The following is a 24,019-nucleotide window of genomic DNA, read 5'->3' on the forward strand; positions in this document are numbered from 1 at the left end:
GAGGGAGGAAGCGGTCAGCCTGGACGCCTAGGCGTGCGTCAGCCGTCCTGACTCGGCGGTGCGCCGATATCGAGAACCGCGTCGTATTCGTCGGCCTCGCCCTGCTCCGGCAGGGTGAAGTTCACCTGCCCTTCCTCGACCAGGAAGGCGTTGAGCTCGGCGATATCCTGGGCGTCGAGCACCCCCGCCTGACGGTGCAGACTGAGCAGGTTGATCACGTAGTTGAAACGGGCATCGGCGTAGTCAGCGATGGCGTTGTACAGGTTCTGCTCGGCGTTGAGCACGTCGACGATGTTGCGGGTACCCACCTCGTAGCCCGCGCGGGTGGCATCCAGGGCACTCTGGTTGGAGACGATGGACTGCTTGCGCGCCGCCACCGTGGAGACGTCATTGCTGACCTGGGTGTACAGCGAGCGCACCTGCAGCACCGTCTCGCGGCGCTGGGACTCGAAGTCGTACTGGCTGGACTCCAGGTCGTAGGTGGTCTGGCGCACCGAGGCGCTGGTCCGACCGCCGGTGTAGAGCGGCATGCTCGCGCTCACGCCCACCTGGCTGTTGGAGTTGTAGTCCTCGAAGTTGTCACGCTCGTCGTCGCTGTAGGCGTAGTTGGCGAAGGCCTCCACCACCGGCAGATCGGCGGCCCTGGCCACATCGATCCGCTCACGCGCCACATCGACGCCAGCCTGCTGCGCCAGCAGTTCCGGATTGCGCTCGATGGCAAGCTCGATCCAGGCATCACGACTGGACGGCTCGGGCAGTGCGATGGGCAGGTCGTCCTGGAGCATCTCGATGCTGTCGTAGCGCTTGCCGGTCAAGCGCTCCAGCGCCTCGAAGGCCACCTGGAGGTCGCTCTCGGCGACGATCCTGTCGGCCCGTGACTGGTCGAAGGTCGCCCGCGCTTCCTCGACCTCGGTGATCGCGATCAGGCCGACGTCGAACTGTTCCTGGGCCTGCTCGAGCTGACGCCCGATGGCGCGCTCCTGGGCCCTGCGAGCTTCGAGGATCTCGTAGGCACGCAGAATATCGAAGTAGGCCGACGAGGTGTCGATCAACACCTGCTGTTCAGTGGCTGCCAGGGTGTAGGTCTGCTGCTCCAGCTGGGCCTCAGCCACGTTCACTTCGCGGCTGTTCAGGGCGTCGTAGAGCTTCTGGGTCGCCTGCAGGTTGAGACCGTAGCTGAGGTAGTCGTCATCGCTGCCGGTGCCGCTGAAGCCGGACTGCGACTGGGTCTCGAAGATATGGTTGTAGGCCGCCTCGCCGGAGGCGGTCACCTGAGGATTGAGATCCGCCTGTTCGACGTTGATGCCTTCTTCCGCACTACTGGTGGTGGACCGCTCGGAGGCCAACTCGGAGTTGTTGTCCAGCGCGTCGCGGGTAATGGTCAACAGATCGGCGGCCTGGACCTGGCCCATCATCAGGGCGGCGACAGCGGCACACAGAAGGCGGCGGCGAGAAGGAACCCGCGAGGTCAGAGTGACGGGGGCTGGTCGGGAAGGCGTCATTGATAGCATCCTCGGATCTGTTGCTCGGCGTTGTCCACAAGTCCCTTTGACCAGGCCACAGAGACATCACACCAGGGACGCCGCGCGACGCGAGTACGACCTCCCTGACACACTGTCCTTGCCATTTCCTGGGCGCCTCGACTTCCTGGAAAGCACCGGGTGGCGTTCGAATCTAGGGGTATTCGATATACATACATTGTCGCATGTTTGGCGTCGTATTCTACCGCCCTTCATGCAAGGATGGTGAAAAATTCGCAATTCCGCACTATATTGCTGGCTAAACCACAATGCTGCGCTGCAACATAGCCAAGATCGCCCTCCCCTGCAGGACCATCACCAGGAGCCACCATGGACACACTGAGACTGGTCACCTTCCGAGAGCTCGAGATCGCGGTACGCGTGTTTCATCCCGAGGCCCCCAGAACCGTCATCGCCTGGCACGGACTGGCACGCCACGGCGGTGACTTCACTGCCCTGGCCCGGGAACTTGGCCCCGAATGGCGAGTCCTGGCACCCGACACACCGGGGCGAGGGCTGTCGAGCTGGTCGCTGTATCCTGCCAATGACTACTTGTACTCCCATTACATGACAGTCGCGTTGGCCGTCATGGACCACTTCGAACTCGACCGGGCAGCCTGGGTGGGTACCTCCATGGGAGGGCTGCTCGGCATGTTGCTGGCCGCCGATCCATCCAGTGCAGGCCGCATCGAGCGACTGGTGCTCAACGATGTCGGTCCGGAACTGGTGCCACAAGGCCTGGCCGAACTGGCCACCTACTTCACCGTCCCCCACCGTTTTTCCCGCTTGAGCCAACTGGAGGCGGAGCTTCGCCGCCACTACGCCGGCTTCGGCATCGATGACGAGGACGCCTGGCGCCAGCTCACCCTGGAGAGCGCTCGCCGCCTGCCGGACGGTAGCTGGACCTACCACTACGACCCGCGCATCGGCGAGCAATTCGTCCACGACACGCCCAGGGACACCTGGGCCGACTGGAAGGCCATCCGCTGCCCCTTGATGGTCGTGCGTGGCGAGGACTCACCTTTGCTGTCCGAGGATATCGTCACCCGCATGGGCGAGGCCCAGCCACAGCTCGAGACGCTGGCGGTCCCGGGCTGCGGCCACGCCCCGATGCTCGATCGCCCGAGCCAGGTCGCGCCAATAAAGGCCTTTCTCGAGAAAAGCCTCGCCGAGCAGCCTCACGAGCCGTCCAGGGCGATCACGCGTCCCTGGTGGCGGCGCCTGCTGGGGCTCGGCGCCTCCTGAAGCCCGCTCTGTCTAGTCGTTGGAGTCCTGCTCCAGCCGCGTGATCGTTCGCAACACTGCCGCGTGATAGCCACGGCCGAACAGCAGCAGGTGATTGAGCAACGGATAGAGCTGGAAGGCGGCTTCGCGCCGGGGCCAGTCGGCGGGGGCGCGCTCCCGCCCCTGCGCCTGCCAGTAGGCCTCGAAAAATGCCTCACCCGGCGCGCCGAACAGCGTCAGCATGGCCAGATCCACCTCCGGGTAGTGGCGATAGACCGCCGGGTCGATCAATGCCGGGCCCCGCGAACTGTGGATGACGTTGCCGGACCACAGGTCCCCGTGCACCAGACTCGGCGCCTGGTCAGGCAGCCACGCCTCGAGCTGGTCGGCCACCTGCTTGAGGCGGGCAAGTTCGCTGCGCGACAGCAAGCCGCGGCCGTGGCAGGCCTCGCCCAGGGGCATCAATCGGCGCTCACGCTGGAAGGCGCGTCCGTCGTGAAGCGGCGCATTGGGCTGGGGCGTCGCCCCGCAGGCGTTGTCGTGCGCCCAGCCGTGGGCGGCCTCGCAAGGCGCGTGCAGCTCCGCCAGCCCTCGACCCAGCGCCGTCCAGTCGGCGGGCCCCGGCTCCAGTGCTTCCATCACCAGCCAGGAGCCGACCTGGCCCATCACTGCGGGTATCACCAGCGAGCTACCGGCATCGCCGAGTGCGGCAAGGCCCTCGGCCTCTCCTGCCAGGCGTTCAGGATCGTCGCGCTTGGCCACCACCGCGCCCTGCGCTGTCTCGATCCGCCACACCTCGGCCATATCACCGCCCGACAGGGCACGTGGCGGTGCCGTGGCGGCTAGCCCCAGCGTCTCGAGGGCGTCATTCAGTTTCATGCTGGCTCCTGCTGGCTGCTGGCAGATTCACCGGGCGCAGGTTGCGCGTCGCCACCCTCGGGTGGTACACCCGGCTCGACCATCCCCCAGCTTACGCAAGGAGACCCCATGTACAAGCTTGCCTTCTTCGTGCCCAGAGACGACGCCGAGGCGGTCAAGGAAGCCGTGTTTGCCACGGGTGCCGGACGCATCGGTGAGTACGAGGCCTGCTGCTTCCAGACCGCCGGTCAGGGCCAGTTTCGCCCGCTGGACGGCGCCGACCCGCACATCGGGCAGGTGGGTGAGCTTGAGCGGGTAGAGGAATACAAAGTGGAGCTGGTGTGCGAGGACGAGCTGATCGGCGCCGCCATCTCCGCGCTCAAGTTGGCCCACCCCTACGAGGAAGTGGCCTACGACGTCTGGCGGCTGGCAGATCTATAACGCGAACGAAAGCCGACGAGCCGCCGGTGGCCTTTCGAATCTGCGGCCGGCCACCGGGGGCAGTCCTGGCCCCGCCCCCCTGAAGCCTTGGACGTGTGGCGTCAGGCGCTGCCGAAGAAGCGCTTGCGCTGATCCGGTGTGATATCGCTGATGTGCAGCGGGAAGGTCGCGCTTGCGCGGTCCTCGAAGAAGTGACGCAGGGTACGCTCGATGGTGGGAAAGGCCAGTTCGTCCCAGGGCACCTCGTGCTCCTCGAACAGCGCGACCTCAAGACTCTCGGGACCGGCGGCGTAACCTCCATCGAGCTCGGCGAGAAAGATCATGAACACCTGATTGATATGGGGCAGGTCGATCATGGTGTAGAGCCCCGACAGCGCTACCTCGGCGCAGGCCTCCTCGCGGGTCTCGCGCCGTGCTGCGTCCGGGGTGGTCTCGCCGTTTTCCATGAATCCCGCCGGCAGCGTCCAATAGCCTTCACGCGGCGCGATGGCGCGACGACACAGCAGCACCCGTGACCCGCAAACCGGCAGCGTGCCGGCCACGATGCGCGGGTTCTGGTAGTGGATGGTGCCGCAGTCGTCACACAGGTAACGCGGACGGTCGTCCCCCTCGGGGATGACGAAACGGACGGTCTGCCCGCAATGGCTGCAAAAATTCATGGGCTGCAATCGTTCATGTCGCTCCCGGCTCGGGAATGGAGGACGGGCTTGACGCCACTGCACGGGGCTGGGTACAAGGAGTGAAACCCTGCGGATCCCCCATGTTAGAGAAACTTCGCAAACGCCTGCAAGCGCATTCCCCCCGCCGCCTGACGCTGAAGCTGCCCGAGGCGGCGGTACTCATTCCGTTGGTCGATCGGCCCGAGCCCGGCCTGCTGTTCACCCGCCGCGCAAGCCACCTGTCGACCCACAGCGGCCAGGTCGCCTTTCCGGGCGGCAAGCGGGAGGCTCATGACGCCGACCTGCTGGCCACCGCCCTGCGCGAGTCCGAAGAAGAGATAGGCCTGCCCCCCGGCCAGGTAGAGGTGCTCGGCCAGCTCTCTGATGTGCTGTCGCTGCATGGTCTCAAGGTCACCCCTTTCGTCGGACTGATTCCGCCCGATCTGCCGCTGGTCCCGGACCTGGGCGAGCTGGACGCGATCTTCGAGGTGCCGCTGTCGCACTTTATCGATGACCAGCGTACCCACACCGACGTGATCCCGGTGGACGGCAACGACATCTATGTACCGAGCTACCTGATCCCCGCCGATCAGGGCGACGACTACGTGATCTGGGGGCTGTCCGCCATGATGCTGGTGGAGCTGCTGGCCAAGGGATGCGACTTGGACATGAGCCTTTCTCGCCGCCCGGAGGGTAGACTACGCCATCTGCCTCCGAGAAGAGCGCCAAGATGACCAGGCACGGCCCCGCGATGACAAGACGAGCACCGATTTCATGAGCTACCCCGATCCCTGCCCCCTGCCGCCGCAACGGATGGAGGAGCTGGTGGACGCCCTGGTGGAACGCGGCTTCTATGTCGGTGAAGCGATGATCGACGCCGAGCTGTGCCAGGCGTTGCACGCCGAGGTCGAGGGCCGAGCGCACCAGCATGCCCTGGCCCGGGCCGGCATCGGCCGCGGATCCGACTTCGATACCCGCGAAGACATTCGTGGCGACGCCATCCACTGGCTCGATCGGGAAACCCTGGCCCAGCGCCGCTATCTCGACGCCATGGGCGAACTCCAGCAGAGACTCAACGAGAGCCTGTTTCTCGGCCTGTTCGAGTACGAGGCGCATCTGGCCCGCTATCCTGCCGGGGCCTTTTACCGTCGACATCTCGACAGTTTCCGAGGCCGCGCCAACCGCGTGGTCTCCACGGTAGGTTATCTCAATCCCGACTGGCCGGAAGATGGCGGTGGCGAGATGGTCATTTACGCTGAACAGGACCCGCAGAGGGAGCTCACCAGGGTCGCCCCCCGGGCCGGCACCCTGGTGTGCTTCCTGTCCGAGCAGGTGCCGCATGAAGTACTGCCGACCCGCCTGCCCCGCGCCAGCATCGCCGGCTGGTTCAGACGCAATGCCTCGCTGGGTGGCGTGGTAGACCCGGCTCGCTAGGGCCTGATGACCATGCGCCACGACAGCAACGACGCTAAAGACTCCAGCGCCGAACCGCGAACCGAAGAGGAACGCTTGCGCCAGCAGGTAGAGGCGCTCAGCGAACGGGTACAGCAGCTCGAACAGGAGAAGCGCCACTATCAGTGGCTGGCCGAGAGCACCACGGATCTGATCTCGCGCCACGACCACAACGGCGTCTTCCTCTACGCCTCCCAGGCCGCCAGGACCCTGCTGGGCTATGATCCTGACGACTTGATCGGTGTATCGGCCTACGACCTCTTCCACCCGGACGATCTGGCGGCGCTGCTGTCCAAGTCCCCTCGTATCTACTACCACGAGGGCTTCTACGAGCAGACCTACCGTTTTCGCACCCGCAGCGGCCACTACATCTGGTTCGAGACCACCAGCCGTACCCGTCGCGACCCCGCTACCGGCGCACTCACCGACGTGCTGTGCGTCTCCCGCGACGTCAGTCGGCGGGTCGAGTCCGAGGCACGCCGCGAGCGCCTGGCAAGGGTGGTGGAATCGACCACTGATTTTGTGCTGTTCTGCGACCAGGACGAACACGTGGTCTACTGCAATCAGGCCGCACGTAGCCTGTTCAGGCTCGACGAAGAAGGCGCAAGCACGACCATTGCCGAACTCTTGGTGCCAACGTCGGCACAAAGATGGCGTGAACAGGTGCTGCCTGCCGTCACCCTGGAGGGGCGCTGGAGTGGCGAGCTGGCCCTGGCGTCACCCTCAGGCGAGATCCCGGTACTCAGCGTGGTCCAGCTGCACCGTGAACAGGGAGGGCAGACGCGACTGTCGATCCTCAATCGAGATCTCAGTCTGCGCCTGGAGGCTGAGGCCCAGGCACGCCGCCATCAGGAGCAGATCACCCACGCCAATCGCCTGGCGAGCCTGGGTGAACTGGCCACCAATATCGCCCACGAATGCAATCAGCCGCTGGCGGCCATGGGCAACTACGCCAGCGGCGCGTTGATGCAGCTCGAGCGCGACCCCGACCAACCCGCCCACCAACTGGCGCTGCCCCTCAACCGCATCAACGATCAGATTCAGCGCCTATCCGAACGCTTCAAGCATATCCGTCGCTTCGTTCGCCGCGGCAGTCTTCACCTCGCGCCCCAGGATCTCGCCGAGATCATTGGCCAGGCCTGCGACCTGTGCGAGCCCCAGTGTCGGCACGAAGGCGTGCATCTGGCGTCACGCCTGGCCCCTGGCCTCGACCTCGTCATGGCCGACGCCATCGGCCTGGAACAGGTACTGGTCAACCTGATACGCAACGCTCTCGACGCCTGTCGTGACATCGCCACTCCGCCCCGGCCTCCGTGCATTCGCCTGGAAGCCTACCCTCTTGGCTCCCGTGAATGCTGCGTGGACATCGTCGACGACGGCCCCGGCGTGGCACCAGAGCAACGCCAGGGCCTGTTTACGCCCTTCGTCAGCGGCCGCAAGGACGGTCTCGGCATGGGGCTATCGATCAGCCTGTCGTTGATCGAGGCCATGGGCGGCAACCTGGTGCTGATCGATGACGGCGACCCACCGAGCGCAGACGCTCTTGCCCCCGGTACCGGTACGAGGCGGCCAGAAGATCCTGACGCGCCACAGGGTGCGCGCTTTCGCATTACCCTACCCTCCGCCTGAGGGCTCGCCCCGCTGATACCTCGGCGCGTCCCCTGACTTGAGACGCCAAGCGCCAGCCAGGCGGAGATCAGGCACCAGGCTCTGTATGAAAACCCGGTGACCAGGCATCGCCTGGCACGGTCCCCTTTGGCCGGGGGATCGGCTAGCATAGGGGCCTGCCCGCGAGACTCGCCCAACCAGCGAAGTGACCATCATGCCCGTCGACACTGCTGACCAGCCAACCATCGCCATCATCGACGACGACGATGACCTGCGCGAGTCGCTCGCCTGGCTATTGCAGTCGGTGGGACTTGGCAGTCAGGGCTACGCCAGCGGCGACGCCTTTCTCGCCTCGTCGCGGCACCATGAGGTGCTGCTGCTGGACGTGCGCATGCCCGGCCTCAGCGGTCTGCAGGTCCAGCAGCGGCTGGCCGAGCGAGACCGTTGTCCTCCCCTGATCATGATGACCGGCCACGGTGACGTGCCCATGGCAGTCGCCGCGTTGAAGGCGGGAGCCTTCGACTTCATCGAAAAGCCCTTCAATCAGCAGCAATTGATCGATGTCATCCAGCAGGCGCTGGCTCACCACCAGCACCGGCAGCGGGCCCAGGCCGATCTCGAAGAGCTGCGGCAGCGATATGAAGGGCTGAGGGCCAACGAACAGGCCATTCTGGTCGAGGTGGCCCGCGGGCTTACCAGTCGCGAGATCGCCGAGAAGCTGACGCTGAGCGCCAAGACCGTGGAGGTCTACCGTCAGCGCATCATGAAGACACTCGGCGCCGATAGCCTGGCGCATCTGGTCAGGCTGGCCGTGGCGCTGGGATTGGTGTCAGCACTGCCCGGGCAGGATAGCGACGTCAGCCGAGATGCCGGCGCGCCGTCATGAGTCTGGTGACAAGGGCAGATTGAGAGGCCACCAAGTGGCAGCCGGCTCAGTTCGACATGCAGCAGGAAGTGAAGCAAAGCGGTTCAGGCCGAACGCCGTAGCCAGTCATCCGGCCCCGCTAACCCCGGTCCCCTCAACCGTGCCAGACGACTGGACAGCGGCTCCAGCCCGAGCGCCTGACGACGCCGATCGACATCATCCGGCCGTTCGATGACGCTGGGCACGGGCCAGCCGTCGTCGCCGATCTCGAACTGGGTGCCATAGCGCTGGGGCCGACCGGTCAGGACCCTTATGCGATCTTCGAGAAAGGCCAGCTGCCACCCGGGCGCCTGGCCGGCGGCAACCGCCTGAATCAGTGCAGAACAGCAGCGTTGCATGAAATCCACGTCGAAAACCGCGTGCATCGCGATGTACCAGGCTGCTTCGCTGCCGTCTTCCCCGACGGTGTCCTTGCCCGGCCAGCCGTGACGATCGATGACCGCAGACAGACGCTCGGCGTTGGCCTGATGCAGCGCACGCACTCGTGGATGATAGTCGGCGGAGGGGATCTCCCCCGAGGCCGCGAGTTCATCCAGCAACGCTCTATCCTGCTCGGCCAGCGCCACCATCTGCTGGGCCAACATGGTATTCCTCGTGTTCATGCAACGCACCTCATTTGCAGGCCAGCTTGCCGACAACCTACAGCGTCCTAGGGTTACCCTTCGGCATCAATAGTCGATCCGCCGGGCGCTGCGTAGGAAAATGCCGACGCCAGAAGCATATTTCAGTGAAGAATCACGTATCTGGCTGTCCGTCATCGGACAACTTTGGTCCATGCTAGAGTCAAGCCAGGGCCACAGATATCCCTCCCCGGAGGCATCCTTCCCCAGGCAGGAGGCCGCCCGCGAATCATCTTTATGAGGAATGCTGAATGAATTCGACCGATCGTCAGCACCTGCGCCGCTGCGTTGACCTGGCCAGGGAGGCCCTCGAGGCTGGTGACGAGCCGTTCGGCTCGCTGCTGGTGGATCCGCAAGGGCAGGTTCGCTTCGAGGATCGCAACCGCGTCGCCGGCGGTGACGCGACCCGCCACCCCGAATTCGCCATCGCCCGCTGGGCGGCCGAGTACCTCCGTGTCGAAGAGCGAGCGCACTCGACCGTCTATACCTCCGGCGAACACTGCCCCATGTGCGCCGCGGCGCATGGCTGGGTCGGACTCGGACGCATCGTCTACGCCAGCTCCTCAGAACAGCTCGGCCGCTGGCTCGGCGAGTGGCAGGTGGCACCTGCCCCGATCGCCCCGCTGCCGATCCAGACCATCGTGCCGAGTGCCGAGGTGGAGGGGCCGGTTGAGGAGTTTGCCGACGAGATTCGCGAGCTGCACCGACGGCTCTACCGGAAGTGACGTCGGGATGGAGGACGGGAAGGGCGGGAAGGTCGTGAGGGCATCGAGAAGGCGGACAGCGGCGTCGAGTCGTTGGCCGGCGACGCCGGTGATCAACCGTCAGCTCAGGCTCTCGAGCACGTCACCCACACGCAGGATGGCCCCCACGCCCTGCTCGACGACGGCATTCTGGCCAAAGAAGGCGCCCTTCCAACCGGGCTGGGTATCCATTTCCACCAGGGTCTTCAACGGCTCCTTGGCCGAGGGCGCCGCACCGCTGCGCTGATCCAGGGTGATGATCTTGCAGCGCTTGCATGGCTTGCGCAGGCCGAGGCGATAGCCGGGCCCGGCCAACGAGGCCCAATCCCGTTCGGCGAAGGGATCACCACCCGACACCACCAGGTTGGGGCGGAAGCGCTCCATCGGCACCGGCGCCTCCCCCTTGGCTTCCAGCCGCTGGTTGAGCGCCGCCAGCGAGGCCTCGGAGGCGATCAGCAGGGGGTAGCCATCGGCAAAGGCGGTATGCACCACACCGCGCTCCGCCGGCGGCAGAAACTCGGTCTCTACCCAACGGCGCTGCTCGTGGGGCAGGCGCACCAGCCGCAACCGCCCCGCTTCGCGCTGGGGTTCTGGCAAGGACTTTGGCAAGGGCTTTGGCAAGGACTTTGCCAGCGCTTCTGCCAGCCAATTCGCCGCACCGTCGCCTTCGTCCAACGCCTGGCATTCGCTCTGCCAGACCCGCACCCGGCGCACCGCCGCCTTCGGCTCGTCCAATGATAGTACGAGCGGCGCCATCCTGTCGTGGACCAGGCGCAGCGTGTCGGACGACAGTTCGACACCGATGGTCGCCAGGGCGGGGATCTCACGCTGGGTGACGAAACGACCGTCGTCGTCGACCAGCATCCAGCGCCGATCGAAGGCGAGCCCGCGCTCGGTGAGTTCAGCCCGGGACAGCGCGATGCCGCGCAGCGACTTGACGGGGTAACAGGCGAGAGTGGAAAGCTTCATGGGCATCCTTGCCAGGGGGCATCGTCTCAAGTTGGTGGCACGGGCACTGCACGGAGCCAGTACCAGTGCTAATAACCAGTACCAGTATCAGCCTAGCGCCAGTTCGACGGCCCTGCGGGCGTGAATGGCCGTCGTATCATACAGCGGAATCTCGGTGTCGGCCTGAGCGACCAGCAAGGCGATCTCGGTGCAGCCCAGTATCACCGCTTCCGCACCACCGGCCTTGAGCTCTTCCATGATCGACAGCATCACCTGGCGTGACGCCTGCTCGATTTCACCATGGCAAAGTTCATCGTAGATGATCCGGTGAACCTGATCGCGCTGAGCCTTCTCGGGTACCTGTACCTCGATACCGTAGGCCTCGAGCCGGTCCTTGTAGAAGCCCTGCTCCATGGTAAAACAGGTGCCGAGCAGCCCCACCCGCTTGACCCCGTCGGCGATCAGGGCATCGGCGGTGGCGTCGGCAATGTGCAACAGAGGGATATCTACCGCCTTTTCGATGTCTCGGGCCACCTTGTGCATGGTATTGGTACACAGCACGATAAGGTCCGCGCCCGCCTCCTGAACGCGCCAGGCGGCGTCGGCGAGCAGCCCGGCGGCATCCTCCCAGCGGCCCTGATGCTGAAAGGCCTCGACCTCGGCGAAGTCCAGACTGATCAAGGCAATCTTGGCCGAATGATGTCCACCAAGTGCGCGGTTCACATCCCGATTGATGACCTGGTAGTAGCTCACCGTGGACTCCCAACTCATGCCGCCCAACAGCCCGATGGTCTTCATAGCGCCCTCCCGAGGACTTCCCTGGCCCAGTCAGTGTTGCGGTACCGTCTACTTCAGCATACAAGAGTCATCGGTGGCTCACAGCACCCTCACCCTCAACGGCTTTCCTGTTTCGCGCATCTCGCATACTCTTAGCGGGCTAGCAAAAGCGCTGCCACCACCTCCACCGTCCCACGACAAGGAATCTCGATGACGGCCTCAGACACCCTCAAGCTGGTCCTGCTGTCGAGCCTGTGGGGACTGTCCTTCATCTTCATGCGGGTGGCCTCGCCGGAGTTCGGCGCCGTCCCGGTGGTGATGATCCGCATGGGGGTCGGCGCCCTGCTGCTGCTGCCCCTGCTGGCCTCACTGCACTACCTGCGCCAGGTGCGCGACAATATCGGACGCCTGGCGCTGCTCGGCTTCATCAACCACGTGGTGCCGTTTTCGCTGCTGGCCCTGGCGACCACCCAGCTCGAGGCAGGCTTCACCTCGCTGATCAACGCCACCACTCCGATCTTCACCGCGCTTATCGGCGCCGCCTGGTTTGCCACACCGATTCGCCGGCGTCAGTACCTGGGCCTGGCGCTGGCCTTCGTTGGAGTCTATGTGCTGTCCGCCGATCGGCTGGACTTCCAGCTGGGCGGCGATGGCTGGTACATCCTGGCGATTCTCGGGGCCACCTTCTGCTATGGCATCGCCGGCAACTATTCGAAGACCCACCTCGGCCATCTGCCGGTACGCGTGCTGGCCGCCGGCAGCTGCTCGATGTCCGGGCTGATGCTGCTGGTGCCCGGTCTGCTGATGTGGCCGCAGCAAGCCGTCAGCATCGAGGCCTGGGGCAGCGCCCTGGCCATGGCGGTGCTGTCCACCACTGTCGCCTTTCTGCTGTTCTTCAGCCTGCTGGCCAGCGCCGGGGCTACCGCCGCCTCTACCGTGACCTTTCTGGTACCGGTCAGCGCCCTGCTGTGGGGCTATCTGCTGCTCGACGAGACCCTGGGACTGCGCACCCTGGTGGGCATGGCCATCACCCTGGCAGGCACCGCTGTGGCCACCGGCATGCTGTCGCCGGGCCGGGACAAGGCCACCCGACCATTGCCCCGCTAGGCGCCCCCAGAATCCTCGCGCCTGAACGACAAAGCGGCCATGGCATTCGCCATGGCCGCTTCAGTGCTAGGCGCTGTCCGAAAAGTCGACGAGCGAAGGTTAGACAAGGCAAAAATCGGTGAGAAAGCGCAGTTTACGGGGTGTAAATGAGCATTTTGATCCGATTTTTAACGCCGTATTACCGAGCGCAGGCACTTTTCAGACAAGCCCTAGCTGAAGGCTTGTGAAAGGGACTCAGAAGTTGGGCTTGCGCTTCTCGACGAAGGCGCTCATGCCTTCGCGCTGCTCGTCGGAGGCGAAGCACAGGGCAAACAGGCTGGTCTCCAGCGACAGGGCGCTGTCCAGATCCTGGTCCATGCCGTCGTGGATCACCTGCTTGGCACTGCGCACCGCGCCGGGGCCATTGCCGGACAACTGCTTGGTCAGGGTGGCGGCGTAGTCCTCGAGCTCGGCCTGGGACATCACCTGATTGACCAGGCCAATGCGCAGGGCCTCCTGGGCGTCGATCTTGCGACCGGTGGTGCAAAGGTCAAGCGCCATGGCCGGGCCGACCCTACGCGGCAGACGCTGGGAGCCACCGAAGCCGGGAATGACCCCAAGCAGTACCTCGGGCTGGCCAAACACCGCGTTGTCGCTGGCCACCGCCCAGTCACAGGCCAGCGCCAGCTCGCAGCCGCCGCCGAGGCAGAAGCCGTTGACCAGCGCCACCACCGGCACCGGCAGCGTCTCGAGGCGCTTGATGGTCTTCAGCGCCTGACCGGCGAAGTCGCGCGCCTCGAGCGGGTTCATCTCGCGCATCGCGGTGATGTCGGCACCGGCCACGAAGGACTTCTCACCGGCGCCGGTGATCAGCACCGCGCGCAAGCCCTCGCGACCTTCGAGCCGATCAAGGATCTCGGCCAGCGCCTCGATGACCTCGCGATTCAGGGCGTTCAACGCCTTGGGACGGTTGATGGTGAGGCGTACCACGCCATCGTTGTCGACCATCTCGACCAGTTGTTCGCTCACGAAATGCTCCTTGTCAGAGTTGTCAGTTGTCGGCGAGGCCCGCCTGGCGTCGGCGGAGCCTGGCGCGTTCGTCACCTTTGGCCCAACCCTAGCGAACGCTTGGTAGGCTCACAAGCCATCCTTTCGGCGCATGCCACCGCCTCAACCGCTGTAGTCGTGAAAGCCGCGGCCACTCTTGCGTCCCAGATAGCCGGCGTCGACCATCCGCTTGAGCAGCGGACAGGGCCGATACTTGGGATCGCCGAAGCCATCGGCCAGCACATTCATGATCGCCAGGCAGACGTCCAGGCCGATCAGGTCGGCCAGCGCCAGCGGGCCCATCGGGTGGGCGGCGCCAAGCTTCATGGCGGTGTCGATGTCTTCGGCGCTGGCCACCCCTTCCTGCACCAGGAAGGCCGCCTCGTTGATCATCGGCACCAGCAGGCGGTTGACCGCGAAGCCTGGGGCGTCGCCGATCGCCACGGCGGTCTTGCCCATGGACTCGGCCAGGGCTTCGACACGGGCCACGGTCGCGTCGCTGGTCTGCTCGGCGCGGATGACCTCGACCAGCTTGAGCACCGGCACCGGGTTGAAGAAGTGCATGCCGACGACTCGCTCTGGCCGCTGGCACACCGCCGCCAGACGGGTCAGCGACAGCGAGGAGGTGTTGGAGGCCAGCACCGCCTCGGGGTTGAGCTCATCGAGCTCCCGGAACAGGCGTTCCTTGAGCTCCGGCGCTTCCGGCGCCGCCTCGATGATCACCCCGCAGTCGGCCAGGGCCTGAAGCGAGTTGACCGTGGTCAGGCGCGCGCGGGCCTCGTCCCGCTGTTCGGCACTCAGCCGCTGCTTTTCCACCAGCCTGGCAAGGCCCTTGTCGATCGCCGCGCTGGCCCGCTCCAGGGCGGCCTCGGCAACATCATAAAGGCTCACCTCGAAGCCGCTTTGCACCAGCACCTGGGCGATGCCCTGCCCCATGGTTCCACCACCGACCACACCGATCCGCGTGTCGCTCACTTGCTTTCTCCCTTGATGGATATTTCCCTCGATCATGACACAACCACGCCGCCCCCGGTCACCCCGAAGGCGGCGTCTGATGATCTGCTCCCCGCCCTGTCTCGGGCGGGCTTACCCTGCCATCAGCGGATGGCAGGCGGCGATCAGCTCTCCTTGGCCTGCTGACGCAGCACGAACTTCTGAATCTTGCCGGTCGAGGTCTTCGGCAGTTCGGTGAAGACGACGCGCTTGGGCACCTTGAAGCGCGCAAGCTTGCCCCGACAGTGCTCGATGATGTCCTCTTCGGTCACCTCACCGCTGGTGGCCTTGAGCTTGACGAAGGCGCAGGGGCTTTCGCCCCACTTCTCGTCAGGCTGCGCCACCACCGCGGCCTCTTCCACCGCCGGGTGGGCGTAGAGCGCATCCTCGAGTTCGATGGTGGAGATGTTCTCGCCGCCGGAGATGATGATGTCCTTGGAGCGATCCTTGATCTCGATGTAGCCATCGGCGTGCCACACCGCCAGATCGCCGGTGTGGTACCAGCCACCATCCAGCGCTTCCCGGGTGGCGGCCTCGTTCTTCAGGTAGCCCTTCATCACATTGTTGCCACGCATCATGATCTCGCCGATGCTCTCGCCGTCCTTGGGCAATGGCTCCAGGGTCACCGGGTCGGCGACGCAAAGCGCCTCCAGCATGTGCCCACGCACGCCCTGACGGGCCTTGATGCGGGCACGCTCCTCCAGCGGCAGCTCGTCCCAGGCCTCGCGCCAGGCGCACACCGTCACCGGACCATAGACCTCGGTCAGACCATAGACGTGGGTCACATCGATACCGAGTGACTCCACCCCGGCGATCACCGCAGCAGGCGGCGCTGCTCCTGCGGTGGTGGCCTTGACCGGGTGGTCGATGGCGCGACGCTGGGACTCGTCCAGATTGACCAGTCCGTTGAGCACGATCGGCGCACCGCTGAAGTGGGTCACCTTCTCGTCGGCGATCAGTTCCATGATCTTCTTCGGGTCGACCTTGCGCAGGCAGACGTTGACCCCGGCGTTGGCGGCGATGGTCCAGGGGAAACACCAGCCGTTGCAGTGGAACATCGGCAGCGTCCACAGGTACACCGGGTGATGTGGCATCGCCCACTCGAGGATGTTGCTCACTGCGTTGAGGTAGGCGCCGCGATGGTGATAGACCACGCCCTTGGGCTTGCCGGTGGTACCGGAGGTGTAGTTCAGCGAGATGGCGTCCCACTCGTCTTCGGGCAGGCGGTAGGGGTAGTCGGCGTCACCTTCGGCCAGCAGGTCCTCGTACTCGATCTCGCCCAGGCGCTCGGCCTGGCCCTCGAACTCGGGATCCAGCACGTCGATGACCAGTGGCGGCCTATCGAGGCCCTTGATCGCCTCACGCACCACCTCGACAAACTCAGGGTCCACCAGGATCGCCCGGGTCTCGGCGTGTTCCAGCATGTAGGCAATCGCCGAGGCATCGAGACGGATATTCAGGGTGTTGAGCACGCAACCGGCCAGGGGCACGCCAAAGTGAGCCTCGAACATCGCCGGCACATTGGGCAGCATCACCGACACCGTATCCCCCTTGCCGAGCCCACGACGCTCCAGCGCCGAGGCCAGTCGCCGGCAGCGCTGCCAGGTGGTGGCCCAGTCGCGGCGCGTCTGGCCGTGGACCACCGCCGGCAGGTCCGGATAGACGCTGGCCGCGCGTTCGATGAAGGTCAACGGCGAGATCGCCACGTGGTTGGCCGCGTTGCGCGGCATGCCCTGGTCGTAGATGTTGTTCATTAGACACTCCTGATTGAAGGTCGCATGCGTAGCCACTGGCGGCCTTCGCCTCGCTACGAGGGAAATGACGATGGCCGATCCTGAACAGAAGATAGCCGTCGGTGGACACCGACGGCCAATCGGTTCAGCCAAGCGATACGGAAAGCAGTTCGTCGAAGCCAGCCTCGATGACGCGACGCTGGGCGCGCCCCTCGGGGAGCCACTGGCGCACGGCGAAGTCGGCACAGGCCAGCTTGCGCCGGTAGAAGTCCTCGTCGCTGCCGGCGTCCAGCGCAGCCCGGGCGATGATCGCCGCACGACCCATCTGCCAGGCGCACAGTACGTGGCCGGTCAGCGACAGAAGCGGCGTGGCGTAGGCCTGAATGGCGTCGGCGCCGCGTTCGGCGTCCGCCCCCGCCTCCAGCACCAGGGCCGCACAGGCACGCAGATCCTCGGCACCGGCGGCAAGCTCTGCCCCCAGCGGAGCTAGAGAAGAATGGGCTGACAGCGCTTCGGCGGTGGCCTGCACTTCGTCGATCAGCAGTGACAAGGCCGCGCCGCCATCGCGCTGGAGCTTGCGCCCCGCCAGATCGAGCGCCTGGATGCCGTTGGTGCCCTCGTAGATCGGTGCGATACGCACGTCCCGCAACAGTTGCGCGGCGCCGGTCTCCTCGATGAAGCCCATGCCGCCGTGGACCTGAACACCCAACGAGGCGATGTCCACCGCCTGGTCGGTCGAGAAGCCCTTGACCACCGGGATCAGCACCTCGGCCCGCGCCTGGGCCTCGCGACGGCGCGGCTCGTCCTCATGGTGACGAGCCACGTCGAGTTGCTGAGCGCACAGCAGCGCCAGCGCCCTCAGGGCGTCGGTGCGCGCCCGCATCGACAGCAGCATGCGGCGCACGTCCAGGTGCTCGACGATGGTGCAGGGCTCGCCTCCGCGGGACGCAGGTGTGCGTCCCTGGGAGCGATCGTTGGCGTAGGCCAGGGCGTGCTGGCAGGCACGCTCGGCGACACCGATACCCTGGATACCGACCTTGTGGCGAGCCTCGTTCATCATCGTGAACATGTGGTTGAGGCCGCGCCCGGCCTCCCCCACCAGATAGCCGACGGCGCCGTCCTTCTCGCCGAAGCTGAGGGTGCAGGTGGGACTGCCGTGGATGCCCATCTTGTGTTCGATGGAGGCACATACCACGTCGTTGCGCTCGCCAAGCGAGCCGTCCTCATTGACCAGGAACTTGGGCACCAGAAACAGCGAGATGCCCTTATTGCCCTCGGGGGCGTCGGGGGTGCGCGCCAGCACCAGGTGGATGATGTTCTCGGCGGCCTCGTGTTCGCCCCAGGTGATGAAGATCTTCTGGCCGAACAGCCGGTAGTGATCGCCTTCCGGCACCGCGCGGGTGCGCACGCGAGACAGGTCCGAGCCGGCCTGAGGCTCGGTCAGGTTCATGGTGCCGGTCCAGCTGCCTTCCACCAGACGCGCCAGGTAACGCTGCTGGAGTTCGTCGCTGCCATGGTGAGCCAGCGCCTCGATGGCACCCGCGGTCAGCATCGGACACAGGCCCAGCGCCATGTTGGCGCCGTGCAGCATCTCCTGCACGCTGCTGGCCACCACCTCGGGCAGCCCCTGACCGCCACGCTCCTCGGACACACCGATCCCGTTCCAGCCGCCCTCGGCGTAGGCCTGGTAGGCCTCGGCGAAGCCGTCGGGCAGTGTCACGCTGCCGTCTTCCAGCCGGCTGCAGCCCTGGCGATCACCGCTGGCATTGAGCGGCGCCCAGACATCAGAGGCGAGCTTGGCGGCCTCCTCGAGCACAGCGTCGACCAGCTCGGGGCCAACCTCGGCAAAGGGGGCCAGGTTCAAGGACTCGTGCTCGAGCATTTCCGACAGCACGAAGGACAGGTCTCGCAGGGGGGCGGCGTAGGGATACATGGGGCACCTCGTGAAAACGATACCCGGGATAGTAGTTTCCCTAGTCGGCTCACACTATTGGGCCAAGGTCGCAGTAGACTTCAGGGTTGATCGGGGACAAGCGGCGTGTTCGATAGTGCACGGCAAGGAGGGAACGGGCAGAAAATGGCAGGCCGTGGAAAGGTGCGGAAGGGAGGCCGCCGCCGAACGGGAACGGCGGCGGCCGGTGTGATCAGCGGGTCTGGCGGATCACGTCGGTACCCTCGGGCACCTCGAAGCGGTAGCGCTGGTCATCGATGTTGTCGTTCTGCTCGGCATTATCGAAGGCGATGGCGGTACGCTGACCGGTGCTGTCGGTCATCTCCAGCGCCGCCAGCTGCTCGCTGTAGAAGGTCAGGCGCAGGCTTTCGAACAGGGTGTCCGAGGCCTTGGGCTCCAGGGTGAAGGTCTCGGCGGTGCCTTGCTGCGAGCTCTTGACCTCGTAGCTGTCGGTGAGCTCGTTTGCGCTGCCGGACAGCAACAGAGCCGGGGTGTGGGTGATGCGCTCATCCAGCGGCTGGATGGTGGCCTGCTCGAGATCGGGGTCATAGAGGGTGACCTCATCGCCGTCCGACACCACGATCTGCTCGTAAGGTGCCTTGACCTCCCAGCGGAACTTGCCGGGGCGCGACAGCCACATGTGCCCTTCGGTCTGCTGCAGGCGCTGGCCACTGCCGTCGAGGATCTGCTGCTCGAAGTCGGCGGAATAGGTGTTCAACGGCTCCAGCATGCGGGTCAGGCGCTCAGCGCCGTCGGCCAGCGCGGTGGCGGGAATCGCCAGCGCCAGGGCCAGCGTGGCAAGACCGGAACTCAAGGTAAGGCGTGCGGGCATAGCGTCTCTCCGTCGAAATCGTCGAAATCCTTGTCGCGCCGGAGCGGCTCCGGCGCCGGGAGGATGTCCGTTTGAGTCCAGTATGCCTGGCAAGTTGCCGCTGAACCCGGTCGTGACACCCTCTTGCATGGTGATTACATCCTGACGCGACACCGTCCCCAAATGGAGACAGTGTCGCGCCGATCGGGTTAGCCTGCGGTGGGCGGCGGTGCCAGCACCTCTCGCCCGCCGTTGCTGCCCATGGACGATACCACCCCGGCCATCTCCATGGCCTCGACCAGGCGTGCGGCACGGTTGTAGCCGATCTTGAAGCGCCGCTGGACCGCCGAGATCGAGGCTCGGCGCGTCTCGGTGACGAAGGCCACGGCCTCGTCATAGAGGGCGTCCTGCTCGGCGTCGCTGTCGTCGCCGGAGCCTTCGGCCTCGAGCCCGGTCAGGGCATCGGCGGAGACACCACCGGAGAGGATCTCGTCGATGTACTCGGGCTCGCCGCGCCGCTTCCAGTCTTCCACCACCCGGTGCACCTCATCGTCATCGACGAAGGCGCCGTGCACGCGGGTCGGCTGACCGGAGCCCGCCGGCAGGTAGAGCATGTCACCATGGCCCAGCAGGTTCTCGGCGCCGCCCTGATCGAGGATGGTGCGGGAGTCGACCCGCGACGACACCTGGAAGGCCATGCGGGTGGGGATGTTGGCCTTGATCAGGCCGGTGACCACGTCCACCGAGGGACGCTGGGTCGCCAGCACCAGATGGATACCGGCGGCGCGGGCCTTCTGCGCCAGTCGGGCGATCAGCTCCTCGACCTTCTTGCCGACGATCATGAACATGTCGGCAAATTCGTCGATCACCACCACGATGTAGGGCAGCTTTTCCAGCACCGGCGGGGTCTGGTGCATCTCCCAGGGCTGGGGCTCCCATAACGGATCGGCAACCTGGGCACCGGCCCGCTCGGCCTCATCGAGCTTGCTGTTGAAGCCGGCGATGTTGCGCACTCCCATGGCGGCCATCAGCTTGTAGCGACGCTCCATTTCGGCCACGCACCAGCGCAGGGCGTTGGCGGCCTCCTTCATGTCGGTGACCACCGGCGCCAGCAGGTGCGGGATACCGTCATAGACCGACAGCTCCAGCATCTTGGGGTCGACCATGATCAGCCGAAGCTCGTCGGGGGTGGCCTTGAGCAGCATAGAGATCAGCATGGCGTTGACCCCGACCGACTTGCCCGAGCCGGTGGTACCGGCGACCAGCACGTGGGGCATCTTGCCCAGGTTGGCCACCACCGCGGCACCGCCGATGTCCTGACCCAGCGCCATGGTGAGACCAGAGGCCTCGTGCTGGTAGCGGTCCGAGTCGATCACCTCACGCAGGCGGATCATCGCGCGATTGGGGTTGGGGATCTCGATACCCACGGTGGGACGCCCGGGTATCACCTCCACCACGCGTACGCTCTTGACCATCAGCGAACGCGCCAGGTCCTTGGCCAGGTTGCTGATCTTGGAGACCTTCACCCCAGCCGCCGGCTTGATCTCGAAGCGGGTGATGACCGGGCCCGGCCAGGTATCGACAACCTCGGCCTTGACGCCGTATTCGCGCAGGCGCATCTCGAGCAACTCCGCCATGTCGGCCAGTTGCTGCTCGGTGTAGTTGGGCTGATGCGGCTCCGGCGGGGTCAATAGCCTGAGGCTTGGCAGCTCGCCGTCGGGTTCCGGCAGGTCGTCGAAACCGGGACGCTGGCTTTGCAGGTGCTCTACCGTCCACAGCGTCGGGCCGTCATTGTCGGCGGCCTCACGGGCTTGCTCGGCGGTAGCCACACGTCCTTCGCCCACGCTGTCGTGGCCTCCGGCAACATTCGCGCCCGCGGCGTCGTGACCTGGCTCAGCGCGGGGAGGCTCGGCCGACGTGCCGGCGTCGCTGCGCTCCGCTTCCTGCTGCACGCGCTGACCAGCGTCCTCAGCAGAAGACGGACGGGGAGAAGAACTGGAAGCCTGACTCGAGACACTACGCGGCGCCTCATGGGTGGCCGCCAACAGACCGGCACCCGCCCCTGCAGCGATGGCGCCGCCAGCCAGGGCACCACCATCATCAGGCAGCACCGGCTCGGGGATTTCCTCGGCACGACGCTCCTCTCGACGAGGCTGCGTCTGGTGGCTCGACGTCTCCTCCCCGTGAGCGGGCTCTTCCCGACGCGGCTCCTGTGGAGCGCCAGTCGCCGGCGCAGACGGCGCAGATTCGGGCGCCTGAGCAGAAGGCGCAGATTCGGGCGCCTGAGAAGAGCTAGGCGCGGCTGGCGCGGCCGCGGACGCAGTTTCGGGCGCCTGCGGAGAGCGCGCCTGAGCAGAAGGCGCGGCTGGCGCGGCCCCGGGCGCCTGTGGAGAGAGCTCCTGTGGATCGGCTGGCGCGGCGGGCGCGGTTTCGGGCGTCTGTTGAGAGCTAGGCGCGGCTTCGGGCGCCTGTGAAGAGCGAGTGCTCGGCTCGCTTGCACGTTCAGGCGAAGGCACCGGCGCATCCCTCTCAGCACGCAGCGACATCGGCTCTTCTGCCCTTGCCGCCGAAGGTGCATCTGCCGCAAAACTGCCGCCCAGAGTCGGCTCTCGCCGCTCTCTGGAAGCCGTGGGCTCCGGGGCCAGGGTAGGTTCTCGCCGCCCGTCCTCAAGTTCGGTGGGACGGGTGTCCCGCGGCGTTGTGGTGCCGTCCTGAACGCTACCTTCATGGCGACGGCGAGGCGCGGCCTCGGCAAAGCGTTCGGTATAGGCAGCGCCAGGCTGCTTGGCCGACGGCGTGGATTCCGCCACGTCCCAGGGAATATCGGTGTTGCCGTCGTCGCCCATGGACGACCCCGCGGCCTCATCCAGGTCGGTCGGTGTCCCCTTGCCGCGCAGGCGCTGCCACCAGGAGGGCCGGGGCGTCGTATCGCCTTCCTCGCCATCTTCGCTGTCGATCGGCGATGACGCCTTGGCCCTGGGCTCAGGTTCACTGTGCTGGTCGGCGCTCTGCCCTGCGTCGTCCTCGTCTTTAGACGACGCGAAGCGGGACTTGAGCCAGCGTCCCAGCAACAGACAACGGTGGCCCGCCTCGTCCATGACATTGAGCCAGGACAACCCGGTAAACAGCGGCATTCCGCCCAGGATAGCGACAACGGCGAGCAGACCTGTTCCGCCGACACCCACCAGTGGCCGCAGGGCGCCGACCAGCCCGACTCCGAGGATGCCACCGGTGGAGTATGGCAACACACTGTCGGGCTGATGGAAGTAGAGCGCCCCCAGAGTGGTGCAGCCCAGCAGCAGCAGAATCAGCCCGCCGCAGCGCACGGCCAGGGCGGTCGCATCCCACTCGAACTCCACTCGACGGGAACGGATCAGGTACCAGGCGGCAAACGCCAGCATGCCTGGCCACCACAGGGCGCTGATGCCAAACAACGAATACAGCACGTCGGCGAGCCAGGCACCGATGGGGCCCATCCAGTTGGCCACCGCGGTCTCGGGGCCACTGCTCGACCAGCCGGGGTCTGCCGGCTCGAAGCTGAACAGTGCCAGCAGCAGGAATACGCAGGCAGCCAGCAGTACGATGATCACACCTTCCCTGGCAGAGCCATGCAGACGCAACCCGACCTTGCGGGCGGTCTCCTTGGCGGCTGCCGCCGTCGCGCGCGACGACATGGACTTCTTGTTGGCACTCAAACGGCCTTCCCCTTGCGCCATAACGGCGTCTTCCATCCTTCTGACTGGAGGTCATGATACCGAGCCAGCCGGTGAGCGAATAGGCCCAGCATACCTTGAGCGAAGCGCGGGCTGGGGGCACACTGCCCCATCTTCCACCCGGTATTGCAAAGGGAGCCCCATGCTGCCCTGGCTCAACGAACATCCTGTGACCTTTCCTTCGGTCGATATTGCCCTCGACGACCCGGACGGCCTGCTGGCCGCTGGCGGCGGCCTATCTCCCGAATGGCTGATAGAGGCCTACCGCCGCGGAATCTTCCCCTGGTACAGCGACGACCAGCCGATTCTCTGGTGGAGCCCCGATCCGCGCATGGTGTTGCACCCCGAAGAGCTACGCGTGCGCCGAAGCCTCGCCAAGCGGCTACGCAACGGGGGCTTTCGCGCCACCGCCGACCAGGCGTTCGACGCCGTCATCGACGCTTGTGCTGCACCGCGCAACGATGGTCATGCGTCAGGCACCTGGATCACCGATGAAATGCGTGACGCCTACTGCGACCTGCACCGGGAGGGGGTCGCTCACTCGGTGGAAATCTGGCGTGACGACCGGCTGGTCGGCGGGCTCTATGGTGTCGCCCTGGGACCGGTGTTTTTCGGCGAATCGATGTTCAGCCGCGAGGCCGATGCCTCCAAGATCGCCCTGGTGCATCTGGCCCGCGCCATGGCGGCCGGCGGCGGGCGTCTGATCGACTGCCAGATGCACACGCCCCACCTGGCCAGCCTCGGCGCTCGAGGTATCGCTCGATCAGCCTTCATCGGCTATCTTGAGAGGTGGCTGGATGATCTGGACCGAGACAGCCTGACGACGCCGGCATGGTCATTCACCGGCATCGGTGAATGACCTGGTATCAGTAGGCCATGTATGACGACCACCATTGACACGACCCATACC

General features: G+C 65.7%; 21 protein-coding genes. 9 read left to right on the forward strand and 12 right to left on the reverse strand.

Annotation, left to right across the window (positions count from 1 at the left end):
- Nucleotides 1-38: 38 nt before the first annotated feature.
- A complete protein-coding gene (locus NFI08_RS20940; protein WP_349591410.1) occupies nt 39-1,502 on the reverse strand; it encodes a TolC family outer membrane protein in 1,464 nt (487 codons plus the stop codon).
- Between the two features lie 348 nt (nt 1,503-1,850).
- On the opposite strand from NFI08_RS20940, the gene NFI08_RS20945 reads away from it, so the two are divergent.
- On the forward strand, nt 1,851-2,765 hold the full coding sequence (locus NFI08_RS20945; RefSeq protein ID WP_349591411.1) for an alpha/beta fold hydrolase: 915 nt from the start codon (nt 1,851-1,853) through the stop codon (nt 2,763-2,765).
- Nucleotides 2,766-2,777: 12 nt separating this feature from the next.
- Here NFI08_RS20945 and NFI08_RS20950 read toward each other — a convergent pair whose 3' ends face one another.
- The gene (locus NFI08_RS20950; protein WP_349591412.1) at nt 2,778-3,623 is read right to left on the reverse strand and encodes a fructosamine kinase family protein; all 846 of its coding nucleotides are present in this window, start codon (nt 3,621-3,623) and stop codon (nt 2,778-2,780) included.
- Nucleotides 3,624-3,731: 108 nt separating this feature from the next.
- Here NFI08_RS20950 and NFI08_RS20955 point away from each other — a divergent pair, with 108 nt between their 5' ends.
- Nucleotides 3,732-4,043, forward strand: coding sequence for a YqfO family protein (locus NFI08_RS20955; RefSeq protein ID WP_286985616.1), 312 nt, complete (start codon nt 3,732-3,734; stop codon nt 4,041-4,043).
- Between the two features lie 101 nt (nt 4,044-4,144).
- Here NFI08_RS20955 and NFI08_RS20960 read toward each other — a convergent pair whose 3' ends face one another.
- Nucleotides 4,145-4,702, reverse strand: a complete 558-nt coding sequence (locus NFI08_RS20960) for an NUDIX hydrolase (protein WP_108133274.1) — start codon at nt 4,700-4,702, stop codon at nt 4,145-4,147.
- Between the two features lie 101 nt (nt 4,703-4,803).
- On the opposite strand from NFI08_RS20960, the gene NFI08_RS20965 reads away from it, so the two are divergent.
- The 4 genes from NFI08_RS20965 to NFI08_RS20980 all read left to right on the forward strand — a co-directional run bounded on the left by NFI08_RS20965 (nt 4,804) and on the right by NFI08_RS20980 (nt 8,648).
- Nucleotides 4,804-5,436 (forward strand): CoA pyrophosphatase, encoded by a 633-nt coding sequence (locus NFI08_RS20965; protein WP_108449078.1) that lies wholly within the window; start codon nt 4,804-4,806, stop codon nt 5,434-5,436.
- Between the two features lie 40 nt (nt 5,437-5,476).
- Nucleotides 5,477-6,136, forward strand: a complete 660-nt coding sequence (locus tag NFI08_RS20970; protein ID WP_286985619.1) for a 2OG-Fe(II) oxygenase — start codon at nt 5,477-5,479, stop codon at nt 6,134-6,136.
- A gap of 12 nt (nt 6,137-6,148) precedes the next feature.
- The gene (locus NFI08_RS20975) at nt 6,149-7,783 is read left to right on the forward strand and encodes a PAS domain-containing sensor histidine kinase (RefSeq protein ID WP_289105272.1); all 1,635 of its coding nucleotides are present in this window, start codon (nt 6,149-6,151) and stop codon (nt 7,781-7,783) included.
- 193 nt (nt 7,784-7,976) lie between these two features.
- Nucleotides 7,977-8,648 (forward strand): response regulator transcription factor, encoded by a 672-nt coding sequence (locus NFI08_RS20980; RefSeq protein ID WP_108133271.1) that lies wholly within the window; start codon nt 7,977-7,979, stop codon nt 8,646-8,648.
- Between the two features lie 83 nt (nt 8,649-8,731).
- Here the strand turns inward: NFI08_RS20980 and NFI08_RS20985 are convergent, their stop codons facing one another.
- Nucleotides 8,732-9,289 carry a DUF6624 domain-containing protein gene (locus NFI08_RS20985; protein WP_124804119.1) on the reverse strand — a complete coding sequence of 186 codons (558 nt, stop codon included), beginning with the start codon at nt 9,287-9,289 and terminating at the stop codon, nt 8,732-8,734.
- A 269-nt stretch (nt 9,290-9,558) separates the two neighbouring features.
- Between NFI08_RS20985 and NFI08_RS20990 the strand changes: the two genes are divergently transcribed.
- Entirely contained in the window at nt 9,559-10,032 is a 474-nt protein-coding gene (locus tag NFI08_RS20990; RefSeq protein WP_349591413.1) for a nucleoside deaminase, read from the forward strand.
- Nucleotides 10,033-10,131: 99 nt separating this feature from the next.
- Here NFI08_RS20990 and NFI08_RS20995 read toward each other — a convergent pair whose 3' ends face one another.
- Complete coding sequence (locus NFI08_RS20995; RefSeq protein ID WP_286985622.1) at nt 10,132-11,019, reverse strand: MOSC domain-containing protein; 888 nt, start codon at nt 11,017-11,019, stop codon at nt 10,132-10,134.
- A gap of 87 nt (nt 11,020-11,106) precedes the next feature.
- Nucleotides 11,107-11,796, reverse strand: coding sequence for an aspartate/glutamate racemase family protein (locus NFI08_RS21000; RefSeq protein WP_222568545.1), 690 nt, complete (start codon nt 11,794-11,796; stop codon nt 11,107-11,109).
- Between the two features lie 189 nt (nt 11,797-11,985).
- Here NFI08_RS21000 and NFI08_RS21005 point away from each other — a divergent pair, with 189 nt between their 5' ends.
- The gene (locus NFI08_RS21005) at nt 11,986-12,882 is read left to right on the forward strand and encodes a DMT family transporter (protein WP_108133266.1); all 897 of its coding nucleotides are present in this window, start codon (nt 11,986-11,988) and stop codon (nt 12,880-12,882) included.
- A gap of 234 nt (nt 12,883-13,116) precedes the next feature.
- Here NFI08_RS21005 and NFI08_RS21010 read toward each other — a convergent pair whose 3' ends face one another.
- The 6 genes from NFI08_RS21010 to NFI08_RS21035 all read right to left on the reverse strand — a co-directional run bounded on the left by NFI08_RS21010 (nt 13,117) and on the right by NFI08_RS21035 (nt 23,070).
- Complete coding sequence (locus tag NFI08_RS21010) at nt 13,117-13,890, reverse strand: enoyl-CoA hydratase-related protein (protein ID WP_286985774.1); 774 nt, start codon at nt 13,888-13,890, stop codon at nt 13,117-13,119.
- A gap of 141 nt (nt 13,891-14,031) precedes the next feature.
- Entirely contained in the window at nt 14,032-14,883 is an 852-nt protein-coding gene (locus tag NFI08_RS21015) for a 3-hydroxybutyryl-CoA dehydrogenase (RefSeq protein WP_286985775.1), read from the reverse strand.
- Between the two features lie 143 nt (nt 14,884-15,026).
- A complete protein-coding gene (locus tag NFI08_RS21020; RefSeq protein ID WP_349591414.1) occupies nt 15,027-16,655 on the reverse strand; it encodes an acyl-CoA synthetase in 1,629 nt (542 codons plus the stop codon).
- Between the two features lie 124 nt (nt 16,656-16,779).
- Entirely contained in the window at nt 16,780-18,567 is a 1,788-nt protein-coding gene (locus tag NFI08_RS21025; protein ID WP_349591415.1) for an acyl-CoA dehydrogenase, read from the reverse strand.
- 211 nt (nt 18,568-18,778) lie between these two features.
- Nucleotides 18,779-19,417 carry an outer membrane lipoprotein periplasmic chaperone LolA gene (gene lolA / locus NFI08_RS21030; RefSeq protein ID WP_349591416.1) on the reverse strand — a complete coding sequence of 213 codons (639 nt, stop codon included), beginning with the start codon at nt 19,415-19,417 and terminating at the stop codon, nt 18,779-18,781.
- Between the two features lie 188 nt (nt 19,418-19,605).
- Nucleotides 19,606-23,070, reverse strand: coding sequence for a DNA translocase FtsK (locus tag NFI08_RS21035; protein WP_349591650.1), 3,465 nt, complete (start codon nt 23,068-23,070; stop codon nt 19,606-19,608).
- Between the two features lie 181 nt (nt 23,071-23,251).
- Here NFI08_RS21035 and aat point away from each other — a divergent pair, with 181 nt between their 5' ends.
- A complete protein-coding gene (gene aat / locus NFI08_RS21040; RefSeq protein ID WP_045992907.1) occupies nt 23,252-23,968 on the forward strand; it encodes a leucyl/phenylalanyl-tRNA--protein transferase in 717 nt (238 codons plus the stop codon).
- The last annotated feature ends 51 nt before the right edge of the window (nt 23,969-24,019 follow it).

This window comes from Halomonas sp. EF61 (assembly GCF_040147045.1).
Lineage (GTDB): Bacteria > Pseudomonadota > Gammaproteobacteria > Pseudomonadales > Halomonadaceae > Halomonas > Halomonas litopenaei.